The organism is Rhodopirellula bahusiensis, from assembly GCF_002727185.1.
Lineage (GTDB): Bacteria > Planctomycetota > Planctomycetia > Pirellulales > Pirellulaceae > Rhodopirellula > Rhodopirellula bahusiensis.
The window spans coordinates 201,460-215,000 of sequence record NZ_NIZW01000003.1; the positions used below are offsets into that span (position 1 = coordinate 201,460).

At 56.7% G+C, this 13,541-nt stretch carries 9 protein-coding genes; 1 reads left to right on the forward strand and 8 read right to left on the reverse strand.

What is annotated here, in order from left to right; translation table 11 throughout:
* Positions 1-10: 10 nt before the first annotated feature.
* On the reverse strand, positions 11-1,603 hold the full coding sequence (locus CEE69_RS06205) for an ABC transporter permease (RefSeq protein ID WP_099259857.1): 1,593 nt from the start codon (positions 1,601-1,603) through the stop codon (positions 11-13).
* A 174-nt stretch (positions 1,604-1,777) separates the two neighbouring features.
* Here CEE69_RS06205 and CEE69_RS06210 point away from each other — a divergent pair, with 174 nt between their 5' ends.
* Complete coding sequence (locus CEE69_RS06210) at positions 1,778-2,563, forward strand: DUF1559 domain-containing protein (RefSeq protein WP_099259858.1); 786 nt, start codon at positions 1,778-1,780, stop codon at positions 2,561-2,563.
* Positions 2,564-2,572: 9 nt separating this feature from the next.
* Here CEE69_RS06210 and CEE69_RS06215 read toward each other — a convergent pair whose 3' ends face one another.
* From CEE69_RS06215 to CEE69_RS06245, 7 genes are all read right to left on the reverse strand, one after another.
* On the reverse strand, positions 2,573-3,577 hold the full coding sequence (locus CEE69_RS06215) for a class I SAM-dependent methyltransferase (protein WP_099259859.1): 1,005 nt from the start codon (positions 3,575-3,577) through the stop codon (positions 2,573-2,575).
* On the reverse strand, positions 3,574-4,689 hold the full coding sequence (locus CEE69_RS06220) for an ABC transporter ATP-binding protein (protein WP_099259860.1): 1,116 nt from the start codon (positions 4,687-4,689) through the stop codon (positions 3,574-3,576). The genes CEE69_RS06215 and CEE69_RS06220 overlap by 4 nt, the downstream gene beginning before the upstream one ends.
* Positions 4,686-7,019: a hypothetical protein gene (locus tag CEE69_RS06225; RefSeq protein WP_099259861.1), complete on the reverse strand. Its 2,334-nt coding sequence runs from the start codon at positions 7,017-7,019 to the stop codon at positions 4,686-4,688. Before CEE69_RS06225 ends, CEE69_RS06220 begins: the two co-directional genes overlap by 4 nt.
* Complete coding sequence (locus CEE69_RS06230) at positions 7,016-7,378, reverse strand: hypothetical protein (protein ID WP_099259862.1); 363 nt, start codon at positions 7,376-7,378, stop codon at positions 7,016-7,018. Before CEE69_RS06230 ends, CEE69_RS06225 begins: the two co-directional genes overlap by 4 nt.
* 12 nt (positions 7,379-7,390) lie before the next feature.
* Positions 7,391-9,760 (reverse strand): polyphosphate kinase 1, encoded by a 2,370-nt coding sequence (ppk1, locus tag CEE69_RS06235; protein ID WP_233214908.1) that lies wholly within the window; start codon positions 9,758-9,760, stop codon positions 7,391-7,393.
* Positions 9,761-9,762: 2 nt separating this feature from the next.
* The gene (locus tag CEE69_RS06240; protein WP_099259952.1) at positions 9,763-10,971 is read right to left on the reverse strand and encodes a c-type cytochrome domain-containing protein; all 1,209 of its coding nucleotides are present in this window, start codon (positions 10,969-10,971) and stop codon (positions 9,763-9,765) included.
* Positions 10,972-11,352: 381 nt separating this feature from the next.
* The gene (locus CEE69_RS06245) at positions 11,353-13,008 is read right to left on the reverse strand and encodes an ATPase with chaperone activity (RefSeq protein ID WP_233214909.1); all 1,656 of its coding nucleotides are present in this window, start codon (positions 13,006-13,008) and stop codon (positions 11,353-11,355) included.
* Positions 13,009-13,541 lie beyond the last annotated feature (533 nt).

Here is a 13,541-nt window from a genome sequence, read left to right on the forward strand (position 1 = left end):
AATCGCAGCGTCACTTCTTTTCCCTAGCGGCCAAGACGGCTTCCGGAGTGGCGGTTTTGATCGCCAGCGATCGTTCGCCAACCGTAGCGATCGAGAACAGAATCGCAATCAGACCGCATGTGCCCAACGCTCCAATCAGGAGGTCGGACACGCTTCGGTCCATGATCATTCCAATGGTCCAAACCCAGTTGGTGATCTGCCAGGCCGAGTAGTTGTATTGGCGGTAGTCGTTCATGTGCAACCCGATCGAATAGGGGATCAGGGAGGCGAGCACTGCGACAACGATGAACGCGGCCAATCCGATTTCGACTCGCGGGTTGTTGTTGATTCGGACCAAGGCCACGATCCAGCGGACGCAGAAAAGGAAGATCAGCAAGTACGAGGTGTAGGCGACGACCAATTGGAACAAGCTGTTGTAGGCTCCTGCTGGGAGTCGCATCCCGACGATCGATTCGGCTCGATAGGCGGCCAGCATCAGCACCGACGCGACGAGGATTGATCCAAGACTGGCGAACACCAATCCGGTTGCGGGGCCGGGCGTCAGGAACGTGAGGGTCAACCGGCTGAGAAAGTTGCCGGGCAACTCTCGCTGAATTCGCGGAGTCAGACTGCTGGATTCGGCCGCCATCATGGCGCCAGCCCCGGTCCAGACTCCCGCCAGAATCAACCCGACCGGGAACCAAAGAATCAATCCTTCTTGGTCATCGCCTGGGTTCCACTCCATCGCAAACGTCGCCAATCCGATCAGGGTGGCGGTGAGAACCAGGATGGACCAACGGATGCCACTGGATCGATTTTCGCTTTCTGGCGTGAGTTGGGCGGCGGTGGTTGTCAGCAGCAGATGGCTCAAGCAAATCGCGGTGAGCAGGCTAGCGACGAAGATGAAGGTGGTCCAACCGGCGGCCAGTGGATTGCCGTAGAGAATCAATGCGACCGCAGCGGCACCGACCAAGTACTCGCAAAGCATCAGGACCATCAGGACGACCAGCAGAGTTGAGATGCGTCCGGTGCGACCGCGAGCGAGCGGTGCGAATGACAAGGCGACGACGGTTAGCAGCAAGCCGCTGGCGATCAGCATCGCCATGATCAGGCCCACGGTCGGCAAATCGATGCCTCGCAGGGTGTAGGCGTAGGCCACGCAAGGGAACAGCGTGATCAGGTACAGCATCATTTGCAGCGACGCACTGGCCAGTTTGCCCATCACGATTTGCCAGGCACTCAGCGAAGTGATCGAAAGCAGTTCCAATGTCCCGTCATCGATTTCTGCTTCGAGCGATCGATAGGCGGCCAGCGGAACGATCAGCAGCATCGGCACAGCGAGCACGAAGTAGTAACCGATCAACAACCGAGGTGCCGAGGGTGACGTGTAAATCTGAGGCATCAACATCAGGCTGCCAATCACAGTCCACGCAAACGCGGCGACCAACAGCACAGAAAACGTGACGACGAATTGACGGCTCTTGAGGGCTTGGCGAGTTTCTTTGATCAGAATCGGATTGAGTCGATCGCCCATTCGTTCGGCCCAATCATCCAAACGCAGCAACCATGACGCTGCGTTCTCGTGGGCGGAGGCACTTGTTTCCGATATCGATGCGGTGCTCATGCAATTTCAACAGAAGTGAAGGACAAGGGGCGTCCTGAATGATACTGGTTTTTGCCCCGTCATGAGGTGGTTCACGCTGATGCTCGCTCGTTCAGCACACCGCTCGCGAGAAGAGTAGAATGCCGGTGCTCGCCCATTCGCGATTTTTTTCCATCCTTCCGCATCGAGATCTCCATGTCCGATTCGTCTGATCCACTCGTTCCTGGGAATCCCTATGCCGACACGATGCCGGTTGAGGCTCAGTTGGTTCAGCCGAAGAGAAACAATGTTGGATGCATCGTTGCCGTGTTGGGAGTCGGGTTCTTCGGATTGCTAGTTTGTGCCGGTCTATTGCTTCCTGCAGTGCAGGCAGCACGCGAGGCCGCTCGGCGAATGAGTTGCAGCAACAACATAAAGCAGATCGGGCTGGCCCTGCACAACTATCACGTCGCGTACAATCAATTGCCGCCGGCGTACACGGTCGATGAGGATGGCAATCGACTGCACAGTTGGCGAGTGGCGATTCTGCCTTTCATGGAGCAACAAGCCCTGCATCAGCAGATTGATCTTTCGAAACCATGGGATGCGCCGGAGAACGCCGCGGTGGCATCCATTGTGGTGCCTGCCTATGCCTGTCCTTCCAAGGTGGGCGACCCATTGATGACGACTTACGTCGCGGTCGTGGATCCGTCCGGCATGTTTGAGGGTGCGATCCCGACCAAGTTCGGTCAGGTAAGCGATGGCTTGGCCAGTACGATTTTGGTGGTTGAAACCGAGAATGAAAACGAGGTTCACTGGATGAGCCCCGAGGACATTGATTTGGAAACATTGCTTGAACGATCAGAGAATGACTCGCATGTGGGTGGTGGCAACGTCTTGCTTGGCGATGGTGCGGTCAAATTTATAACCAATTCGATTGAACGCGGTCTTCTCGAAGCTTTGGTGACCAAGGACGGAGGCGAAGACTACACGGGGTTGTGATAGTTTCGGTCAGCTGGTGCGAGTGATCCGCCAGCACCGGTGAATGCGGCGATTGCGGAAGTCTTCCGGGACGGTTTGTCGGCTGATTTCATGGACATTAGCGCCAGGAAAAGCGGATTCGTCCATCTGAAACTGCCGGTAGTTGTTTGAGAAATAGATGACTCCGTCGCGTGCGATGTGCTTGAGCGTCTGCTGCAGCAAGTCGATGTAGTCGTCCTGCACGACCCAGTCCTTTTGGGTGCGTTTGCTGTTGCTGAATGTGGGTGGATCAACGAAAGCGACATCGAAAACCGCCGTGGCGGGGAGGTTATTGACAAACGCCATCGCGTCCTCGGCGATGAATTCATGCGAATCGCCATTGAACCCATTCAGATGCATGTTCTCTTTCGCCCACGTCAAATACGTGTTCGACAAATCCACCGTGGTCGTGGATGCCGCGGCCCCGTCGGCGGCGTAAACCGTGAATGAACCCGTGTAGGCGAAGAGGTTTAAAAATCGTTTGCCGGCGACTTCATCACGAACCATCGATCGGGTGATGCGGTGATCGAGAAACAAACCGGTGTCGATGTAGTCCGACAGGTTGACCTGAAATTTCAAGCCGCCTTCTTTGGCTTCGATCTGGTAGTGTCGGCTCGCCACGGTTTCGTGCTGGGCCGTTCCGCGTTGGCGTTTGCGTTGTTTGAAGAAGACCTTGGAACGTGGCACGTCCAGTGTTTTGGCAGCGGCCTTGACCATGTGTTCCAGCCACACGACGTGTTCTTCATCGCTGCGATCGTGGGGACGTTCGAATTCGCCGATGTGCAAATGGTCTTCGTATCGATCGACGACCAAGGGGACCTCGGGAACATCGCGTTCGTACAATCGGAAGCACGTGATGTCTTGTTTCGTGGGCCAGCGACGAAGGTGTTTGGCACGTTTGCGAAGTCTTGCCGCAAACTCTTCGCTTTGTCGAGCGGTGACTTCGGGCGAGGGCAGGGGAGTGACGGGTTTGGGCGGGGTAAAGAAGTCACTCATTGAACCAATCCTTCGGTGACCTGGAGGAAGACATCCTCGAGGCTCTTTTTGTGTGCCGCGACTTCGGCGATGAGGAAGCCTTGTCCGACCAGCCAAGCAATCAGGTTGGCTTGGTCGCGGACGTCGCCTTCAAACTCGAATCGCACCAGTTCGCCATCAACGACGACTTGGGATGCGGGCGGCAGGGTTTGTTCGCCATTGTCAGCGGATGAATTTTCGACGGGGGCACCGTTTGAGCTAGAAGATTGAGTTTGAGAAGACTGTTCCGCAAGATGATTGCGGATCAAGTCCGCGGCCTCTCCTGCGCGTTCGAGCACTCGCAGGGTGAGTTCGCGGTGCTGGACGCGTTGACGCTGGATGTCTTCGACGCTGCCGGTGGCCAGCAATTGACCTTGTTCGATGATGCCGACGCTGTCACACATTTCGGCGAGTTCAGTCAGAATGTGGCTGCTGATCAAAACCGTTTTGCCACGATTGGCCAGTTGGCGAATCATTTGCCGCAACTGAATTCGAGCTCGAGGGTCCAGTCCGGCCGCGGGCTCATCCAGAATCAAAACGGCGGGATCATGCACGAGGGCGCGGCCGAGGCACAACCGTTGCTTCATGCCTTTGCTCAACCCACGAATCGGTTTGTCCTTCATACCGACCGTGCCGGTGAATTCCAGCACTTCTCGCAAACGTCGCGTGCGATCACGACCGGTCAAACCGTAGGCGCGAGCGAAGAAGTCAAGGTACTCCTCGCAGTTGACGTCTCGATAGGTGCCGAAGCTGTCGGGCATGAACCCAAGTCGACTGCGAACGAGCTCGGGATCGTTGACGACTGAGAACCCATCGACGAACGCATCGCCAAAGCTGGGCAGATCCAGCGTCGCAAGGATTCGCATCGACGTTGTCTTGCCGGCACCGTTGGGACCGATGTAGCCGAAAACGTGTCCTCGTCGAACCGAAAACGAGATGTCATGAACGGCGTGAGTCTTGCCAAAGTAGCGGTGCAGCCGACGGAGTTCGATGCAATCCGCCGTGCCCGTGTGGACTCCGGCGGTGCTATGAACGGAGGTCGCCGAGCTCGTAGGTTGAGAAGTTGATTGGGAGTCTTGCGAGGTCGTGCTCATGGCAGGTCTCCCATCACGAAGTGGATGCTGTTTTCGATGGAGACACCATCGATTGCGGGGACGTCGTCGGACAAGTCCGCGAGGGCGATGTAAGAGTTGTTGGGCAGCGATTTGCCCAATTGCATGCGTTGCTGAAGCTCGTACTCAAACACTCCGTCGGTGGGTGCGGCGGTCAGGCTGAGTGTCGATCTGATTTTGTTGACGACATCAAATGTCTGGGTCAGCATTCGGCGTCGCGTTTGTTGATCCGCCGAGTCGGATTGTCGGTTCGTCTTCGTGTTCACGAGCCATTGGCGTTTGTACCATTCTCCCATCAACTTGGATGCTTCGAGCGACGCCAGTAGCTTGGCGCGAGCGGTTTCACCTGGACTCACGTTTTCTGCCATGAAGAACAATCCGTCTTGGTCGCGGACCAAAATCTCCTGCAGGTGCAGCTGGCATTCGTTCTTCACTTCCACACTGACGCGTTTGACAGCTTCTGGTTCAGATTCCGTGATTCGAACGGTGCCGAATTGGTCGCGAGGTTGTTCGACCACGAACTGACGCTGTTGGCGGCTGGGCAACAGGCGGCTCGAGAAGCGAATTTCGTCGTCGGAAACCGTGACCCTTCCGCGAGTTTCGAAGCGTTCATCGACGCGGTCTTCCCAACTGGTTTCTTCGTTGTCGAGCAGCACCGTGACCGAGGCATTGGCTGGGAACTGCAAACCGTTGGAGGGCCGAATGCCGGCGAAGTAAGTCGAGCGGGTTCGAGACATCGCGTCACCATCGGCGCTGACCCAGGTGATTTGTCGAGCTCGCAGCCGTGTGCCAAAGCCATCGGCGATGATTCCGTAAGCCATCATCGCGGCGGTGGTGGCGATGGCGAGCACTGGAGCGATCAAGAACATGAGGTAGCTGCGTCCGCTCTTGGTTGTTTTTCGGTAGGCCACCGGTCCGACCAAGACCACGAACAGACCCAGGAATCCCATGAAGGTGTAAACGGGAGGTTGAGAGACACCGGGAATCAGCCACTCAAAGAAGCGTTGGGTGCCGATCATTGGGTCGACGCCACGGCGGAGTGTTCGGTAGGCGTTGAAGCCCAGCATTCTTTTAGTTGTTCGCCAGTCCAGTATGTCGACTGGTTGATTGGCATCGCGAGCGGGCAGCTGAACGAGGAAGCCTGCTTCGTACGGAAACGCCGTCATTCCTTTGGAGGAACCCAGACGCAGACCCGGGCTGTTGCTGCTCAACGCGTTCTCAACGGAGAGGCGGAATTTCTCGAAGACATCGATCTCATTCTGAACAGTTTCCCCGATCCCGCCGAATTGCTGATCGATGGCGTTGAGTTGAGCCCAGTTGCTCGACATACTCGCGGCGTTGGTTCGAAGTGTCTGCGAGGCGGTCATGGCAAGAGCGTCGATCGCACCCGCATCCAGTGCGGGGGTGGATGTGCTGATCTTTTGCGTATCGTTGATTTGATCGGGTTGGGTTCCACGAATCAAAATCACTCCGCCACCATGGACCCACTGCATCAGTGGTTTCCACCATGGTGGTTGTTCCGATTTGTATCGGAGATAGTCCTCGCGATGAATGACAATCGCGTCGAACGGTAGCAACGATCGCCAGTCCTGAGGCAGGTCATCAGCATCGTGTGATTGCACGGCAACGGATGGTTCATTGACGTGACCGTCGTCATCCACTTTGATCATATTGGGCTGGAACGAATCCGCGTCCCACTGCATGTCAAACGTGGATTCGACTAGCGACTGCAATGATTTGGTGCGCAGGTCCATGTCTTCGTCGGAGTTGATCCAGATCAATCGCCAACGCAGTTCGTCTTTCATTCCGCGGTCCACCGCGGTGTACCGTTGCAGCAGTTTGCCGATCTCTTGGGGAACTTGCGTGATCGAACGACCGTCTTCCAAAACCGTTACGTCATAGCCATCTCCGTACGACGTTTTTGGCACGTGGCGGATGATGGTTTGCGTGGTGGAATTTTCTGGGATTTGAAATGGAATCTCGACTTCCAAGGCCGACTGCGGTGGACTGTGCCCATTTGCACGAGGTTGGAGAACCAAGGTGAAATTTTGGTCTGCTGTGGTGGGCCCGACTCTCGAGGTGAATCTAATTTCGACTCGCTGTGTTTCAGGCAAGTCCGGTGCGGATACCAGGACGCTAATCCGATACCCCAGTGGATTGGTTTTCCCTTGAGAGAAAGTCGTGGTGTTGTAGCCGTCGTTGATCCAAATGCCTTCGCTGGCAGGGAACATCTGCCCACGAACGCTGGGGGTCGAGAATCCGACCAGCAGCAAGGCAACGGTGATACAGAAAGCAAGCTTCGAGCGATTCATAGTTCTTTCTCCCGAGGCTTGAGCAATTGCGGCGGCAATTCATCTTTCGCGAATGGGCTGCCTTGGCGAGATTGGTCGACGCGACCGATGGTCAATCGAGCGACCAACCAGGAAACCAGAAAGGCACCAGCGGCCATTGCGAAAAAGACGGCGAAAACACCGACGGTGGCGAGAACGGCTTTGGCAAAGACCGCCCCGTTGCCCGCGGCTCGCGTGATTGCGGCGAGGATGGCGGCAACGGCCGTCATCGCCATCATCATGCGGAACGAAACGCGAGGCAGCACGCGGCTGCGGATGACCGGTTGGATCGACGGCGTGGGCGTGATGATCGGTTCGGGGGCAGGCATGCGCTGTGTCAATCAGAGACGAGATCAATCAGGACGATGAGTTTCGAAAGTCGATTGCGGATCGTGCTTGGCCGCTTTTCGATTCTCGACCACCTGATGATACAGTGTCTCTTGAACCCGCATGGGGGCTTCGTGCTTGCGAGGCTTCAAACGCTGGTAACTTCCGTCGGGCTGCATCCGCCATGCATTTTGGTTGTCACGGAAATACAGCTGCAGCGTTTCTCGAAGACGCTTGCGTGCTTCGGGATCGATGACGGGAACGAGCAGTTCGACGCGACGATCCAGGTTACGAGGCATCCAATCCGCACTGCTGATGAACATTTCGTGATCACCACCGTGACGGAAATAGAACGTTCGGGCGTGCTCCAAGAAACGATCGACGATGGAAACAACCTCGATCGTTTCGCTCATGCCCGGAACGCCAGGTCGCAGGCAACAGACGCCACGCACGTTCAGGCGAATCTTCACCCCCGCTTGGCTGGCCAGGTACAACGCGTCGATGACTTCGGTGTCCACCAACGCGTTCATCTTGGCGATGATTTCGCCCTTTTGTCCCTGACGTGAACGTTCGGTTTCGCCTTGGATCAAATCCAGGACTTGGCGACGCAGCGTCAGTGGGGCCATCCCGAGTTGCTGCAGCGGTTGCGGTTGGCTGGCTCCGGTCACGGCGTTGAAGAACATTGTTGCGTCGGTGCCCAGGATCTCGTCGCAGGTCAGCACCGAGATGTCGCCGTACAAGTTAGCGGTGACTTCGTTGTAGTTGCCGGTTCCGAAATGAACGTAACGCACGAGGCCTTGAGGTTCGCGGCGAACGATGATGCAAACCTTTGCGTGCGTTTTCAATCCGCGAATGCCGTAGATGACCTGCACGCCGGCTTGTTCCATTTCGCGAGCCCACTCGATGTTGCGGGCTTCGTCGAAACGAGCTTTCAGTTCCACAATCGCGGTGACGTATTTGCCTCGCTCTGCCGCACGCATGAGCGCGGCCACGATCGGACTGTTGCGGCTGGTTCGATACAGAATCTGTTTGACGGCCAAGACGTCTGGGTCCACCGCGGCTTCTTCCAGCAATCGCACCACCGGATCGAAGGACTCGTACGGATGCATCAGCATGATGTCTCCGTCGGAGATCGACGTGAACATCGATTCGGCGGGATCGATTTTGGGGCTCCGTTGCGGAGGCCATTCCTCGTCCCGTAGCGAGTTCATTCCCTTCAGGCCATGCAGCGAGAACAGATACGTCAGATCCAATGGGCCATCGATATCAAAGACGAACTGCGGATCGACTTCGAAGCTTTTGGTCAGGTAGTCGCGAATGTCGGGGTTCGCGTTGGCATCGATCTCCAGTCGAACGACGTCAGACAAACGTCGGCTTTCCAGGACCTCTTCCATTCCGCCGAGTAAGTCACCCGCGCCGTCTTCACGTAGTTCAATGTCAGCGTTGCGGGTGATGCGAAACGGTTTGCACTGGATCACTTCGCGACCGGGAAAGAACTCGTCAACAAAATGCGAGACCAAGTCTTCGAGCAGCGTGTAGGCGTAGCCCGATTCGACGGGCGAGTCGTCGCTGGCGTCCGCGGGGGAGAGGCCTTTTTCGACGGGAGCTTTTTCGATCGGGAGTGGGATCACGCGGCCCAAGGTGCGGCCGAGCGGAATGACGGCAAAATGGGTCTCTGGTTCCGCGTCTTGGGAAGCAGCCGAGTCTCCGGTTGAGTTGTTCGCGGAATCGGATTGCCGCTGTTGGTTCGTGGGGACTCGGTCGTCGAGTGAGTCCGATGGCGGCGGGGTCAGTTGCGGTCCGATCTCATCGCCTGGACGAAGTTGCACGCACAGGTGGATTCCCAAGCCGGGAAGCATGGGAAAACGGCGATCGTGAAGCGCTTGCGGCGACAGCACCGCCAGCACGTCCCCGCGAAAATGTCGTTCCGCGGCGGCGAGCAGTCGATCACTGCATTTTGCCGGATCGATTTGGTTGATCTGGTGTTCGCTGAGCAATGGCAGCAGTTCGTTTCGAAGCAATTCGTATTGCCGATCGACATGTTCTTGGCATCGTTTCGAAACCGCCTGCAACTGCTCGGTCGCGGTACGACCGGATGGGTCGCGGCGTCCACCGCCTCCCATCGCTTGCAGTTTCAAGCTGCCGACGCGAACCATCATGAACTCGTCCAAGTTCGAGCTGGTGATCGCCAGGAACTTGGCTCGTTCCAGCAGTCGTACCGACGGATCGTCCCCCTGATCCAAGACGCGAGCGTTGAATTCCAACCAGCCCAATTCGCGGTTGATGAACCGGGGCGCATCAGCGACTCCCGTGTCCACTTTCTTTCGCGAAGCCGTTTTCGTGCTTTTGGGAGGACGTTTGCCGACAGACTGGGAGGGGGCGGGATCGTGGGACAACGTCAAGCTCGCGAAGATATTGAGAGGAAATGAATGGCGACGTGGGAAACGGACGTGTTGGTCTGGGCGGTCGAGTCGGTGGCTGCCGCATCGCCTGTGATTTCAGACGCGTCGACTTCTTCTGAAACGCTCTCTTGAGCTGTTTCGGGAGCAGACTCTGGCGGCCAGGGTTGGCCCAGGAGAATGCTGATCGCTTTGGGGTAGAAGTCCTTTCCGTAGGTCAACTCGCCGCCCTGATGACCGACTGCACCAACCATGCCAGCAACGACCAGCAATCCGATTTTCCAAACGTTTGTGAGGCGTTGGCGTCCCGCTGCATCGTCGCTTCGCAAAGACATCAGAGCGAGGATGGCGAAGATGCTGGAGAGGACAGTCACGATGATGGCCGACCAACGATGCCAGAACAGCTCGGAATCGAAGTTGACCTTGGTCCAAGAGCCGTAGCCTTTTTCGACCGAGAATGACCAACCCATCATGGTCGCCACAATCGCGGTCGCGGCACCGAGCAGCAAACAAGCCAGCGGGATTTGTGTCCCGAGCGTGGGCCACTTCCATCCCAGCACGACAAACATCCCGCCCATCAAGAACAGAGCGATGGGGAAGTGAACGGTGGCCGGGTGAAGGAAACCTTGGAACGACCAAACTCGGGCTAGCAAACCAGCGTTGGTGGGATCGACTCCTTTGCGGATGCCATCGGCGAGTTCAATCGGTTGCCCCGAACCATCCAGGTCAGGTTGAACCACGTTGGCTTCGTCGGGCCAGTTCGCACCTTCTTCGATCCAGATCCGAATCAGTGCCAGCTCAGCTGGAGCGAGGGGGCCCCCATGACTGCGAGGCGGCATCATCATGTCATCGTCTTCGCTGATCAGATAGTCGATGTACATCGAGCTCGATTCCAGGTCCTCTCCATAGACGTATCCAAACACGGTGTCCCGATCATCGACCCGGAAGTCGGCTTTCGCTTCTTCGGCTCCGTGGCATTCCAAGCAGTGTTGCCGGAAGATCGGAGCGATATCCCGTTCGAAATCGACGACCAGACCCTCGTCATCGACTGGCATTCGGATCACGTTGGCTTCCGCTGCTTCTTCTTCGGCGGAATTGGCCGTTCCGGCGTGCACCAGCGGGAAGAGAAGAAGCAGTGAAAGCAGGGGAGAAAGGGCGGACCGTTGGCCTGACAGGGCAGGGGTTCGACGGCAGTGAAGTTCGGGCATCGGCAGCAAAGCAGAAAAGATGAACATGAGGGGAATGCAGAATGGGGGGCGGGACTCATTTGGAATGAGCGAAGGGGGGCCGCTCATTGTACCGGCGAATGAGTGGCTGCCAAATCAAGATTGCAACCTGAGCGAAGACGGTGGGCAAGCCAGGAGCGAGTGTCGATTCGCTCCGACACCGCTATTCACGCCGATTGGCGGTGCGATTTGAGCGGGATGCGGCAGCTTCAGCATCTGGGTAGCTGCTCCGTGGGCGTATAGAGCCCGCCGATGGATCGATCACCTTGCTGATGTGCCGCTGGGAAGAGTCCGTGTCTGTCGCTGGTAATCCAGACGGTCGCCGGAGCCGAATTCGCGGGCGTGCATCTCGAATTCGCGGGCTTACATCACCGAGAAGTAGTTGTCGCAGGCGAAGTCGAAGTACTCCTTTTTGAGCTCCACCTCGAGGTTGTTGTAGAGGCAGTAGTTCCGAACCTGAAGCAGCAAATCTCGTGGCTGGCAGTTGCGAAACGGGCGATCAACGGGCAAGTAATGAGTCTTTACCAAGTAGTCGACAGCTTCGGCGTTATAAGGGATCTTTGTGACCTTGCACATGATTTCAAATAGCTTGCGGAAATCAGCTTCGGGCGGGTTCTCAACTTCGATCTTATAAGGAATCCGACGCAAGAACGCGTCATCGACCAAGTCTTTGGGTTCCAGGTTGGTGCTGAATATAACTAATTGGTCAAAGGGAACCTGGATCTTCTTGCCTGATGCCATGTTAAGAAAGTCATAGCGCTTTTCGAGTGGAATGATCCACCGGTTCAATAGCTGGTCGACGGACATTTTTTGGCGACCAAAGTCATCAATCACCAACGTTCCGCAGTTGCTTTTCATCTGCAGCGGCGCTTCGCTGATGTTGCTGGTGGTGTTGTTGAGGACTTCCAGCATCTCCATCGTCAGTTCACCACCCGCCACGATTGTGGGGCGTTTGATTCGTACCCAGCGTTTGTCAAAGCTTCCGGAATTCAGCAATCCACCGGAGGTTTCTGGCATGACGGCTTCGTGATTCATAGGGTCAAAGACACGCAAGATGTCTCCGTCAATGTCGACCGCACGCGGAATCCAGATGTACTTCCCGAAGGCTCCAGTCACTCGTTCGGCGATGGAGGTCTTGCCGTTGCCAGGGAATCCAAACAAGAACATCCCGCGTCCACTGGCCACGGCAGGCCCAAGCCGGTGAAGCATTTTTGGATTGATCAACAGGTCGCTGAAGGCTCGCTGCAAGTCCTCTCGTTTTGGATATTGGCCTTCGATCGTTTGAAGTTTGACGCTCTCGATGTAGTCAGGCAATCTGACCGGGCAGCTTCCATGATAGGTGGAGTCATGCAGGTGATTGCGGGCGATGGCTCGGCCCGACTCGGTTAGCACATACACATAGTCATTGGTGGCGGTTGCACTTTTGTAAGCAACCGACTGGTCCATCTTCAAACGTTCTAAGATGGGTTCAATCAAGCGGAAGGGCAGCTGGACTTGGTCCGCAATGCGCCGGCCTTCGACTTCACCCGCGTTGAGGATGAACCGGAAAATGATCGATTCAACGAGCGTTTCGTTGATGTGACCAGCCCGCATCGATTCAGGCTCCGCGGGACGCCATGGTTCATCGCGGTTGGGTTGGTATCCGGCAGTTTGAGCGGGCCGAGGTCGCGGCGGGGCGGGGCGGTTTTGTCCGGCCTGACGGTTCTGTGGGGTGGCCGCTGCAGTTGGCGGGGTCGGGGGACGCTGGGCCGGTGCCGCTTCCGAAGGGCGAGATGCGGCGGCGGGATTTGGCTGGGCCGCGTTCTTCGGAGGAGTTGTTTGGGCTGGGGTGGGTGTCGCGGGCGGAACCGCTGGCCGGCTACCGGGAGAAGCAGGTGCGGTCCCGGCTACGGCTGGTTTGCCGGAAACGGACGGGACGCCACCTGATTTATCACCGCTCAAGGCGTGAATACGGTTGATTAGGTTGTCCAACTGACTGTCGACGTTTCCTGAAGGCGAGGTTCCCGAAGACTGAGACATGGCGGGTTGCATTAGGAAGAGGAGGATCAGGCGGACAAAGTTGAACGGCCATGCTGAAACCCGGTTCGGCGATTGATGCGTGCTCACTCGCTTCGCGTTGCCGATGGATTCCGCTGCTTCTCTTGTTTTGAAGATGAAGAGGCAAGCGTTTTATCGACCTTGTCTGCGGTCGATCGCTCTCCCGGAGGGGGAAAGTGGCACAAACCGCACGTTCTCAGATCGATTCAAGTCAAAGCGATGGGCCTAGCACCGGAAGCCCAGAAGAAACTTCGGGAGCTCAAAAGGAGGACGAACCACGTGATTTGCGGTGCCAAACGGCGATTGTCGATGTGTGCGAGCAAGAAACCTTCAAAACAATTTGCAATAAATTCACCAACGGCCCTTGCGACATCCGAAGAGTACCCATATCTTCCCGCACCTCGCTGACAGCAAGCCACTTCGGTGGCCGAGAAGAAGCGGGAGACGGAAGGTTTTTTTGTGATGCTTTCGAGTGTCTTTCAAAAAACTTTTTTGAAGAAAACGGCCAACTCCGG

Bases quoted from the DNA above. Each gene is read 5' to 3' on its own strand.
- CEE69_RS06205 (WP_099259857.1), bottom strand. From the start codon at position 1,603: ATGAGCACCGCATCGATATCGGAAACAAGTGCCTCCGCCCACGAGAAC.
- CEE69_RS06210 (WP_099259858.1), top strand. From the start codon at position 1,778: ATGTCCGATTCGTCTGATCCACTCGTTCCTGGGAATCCCTATGCCGAC.
- CEE69_RS06215 (WP_099259859.1), bottom strand. From the start codon at position 3,577: ATGAGTGACTTCTTTACCCCGCCCAAACCCGTCACTCCCCTGCCCTCG.
- CEE69_RS06220 (WP_099259860.1), bottom strand. From the start codon at position 4,689: ATGAGCACGACCTCGCAAGACTCCCAATCAACTTCTCAACCTACGAGC.
- CEE69_RS06225 (WP_099259861.1), bottom strand. From the start codon at position 7,019: ATGAATCGCTCGAAGCTTGCTTTCTGTATCACCGTTGCCTTGCTGCTG.
- CEE69_RS06240 (WP_099259952.1), bottom strand. From the start codon at position 10,971: ATGCCCGAACTTCACTGCCGTCGAACCCCTGCCCTGTCAGGCCAACGG.
- CEE69_RS06245 (WP_233214909.1), bottom strand. From the start codon at position 13,008: ATGTCTCAGTCTTCGGGAACCTCGCCTTCAGGAAACGTCGACAGTCAG.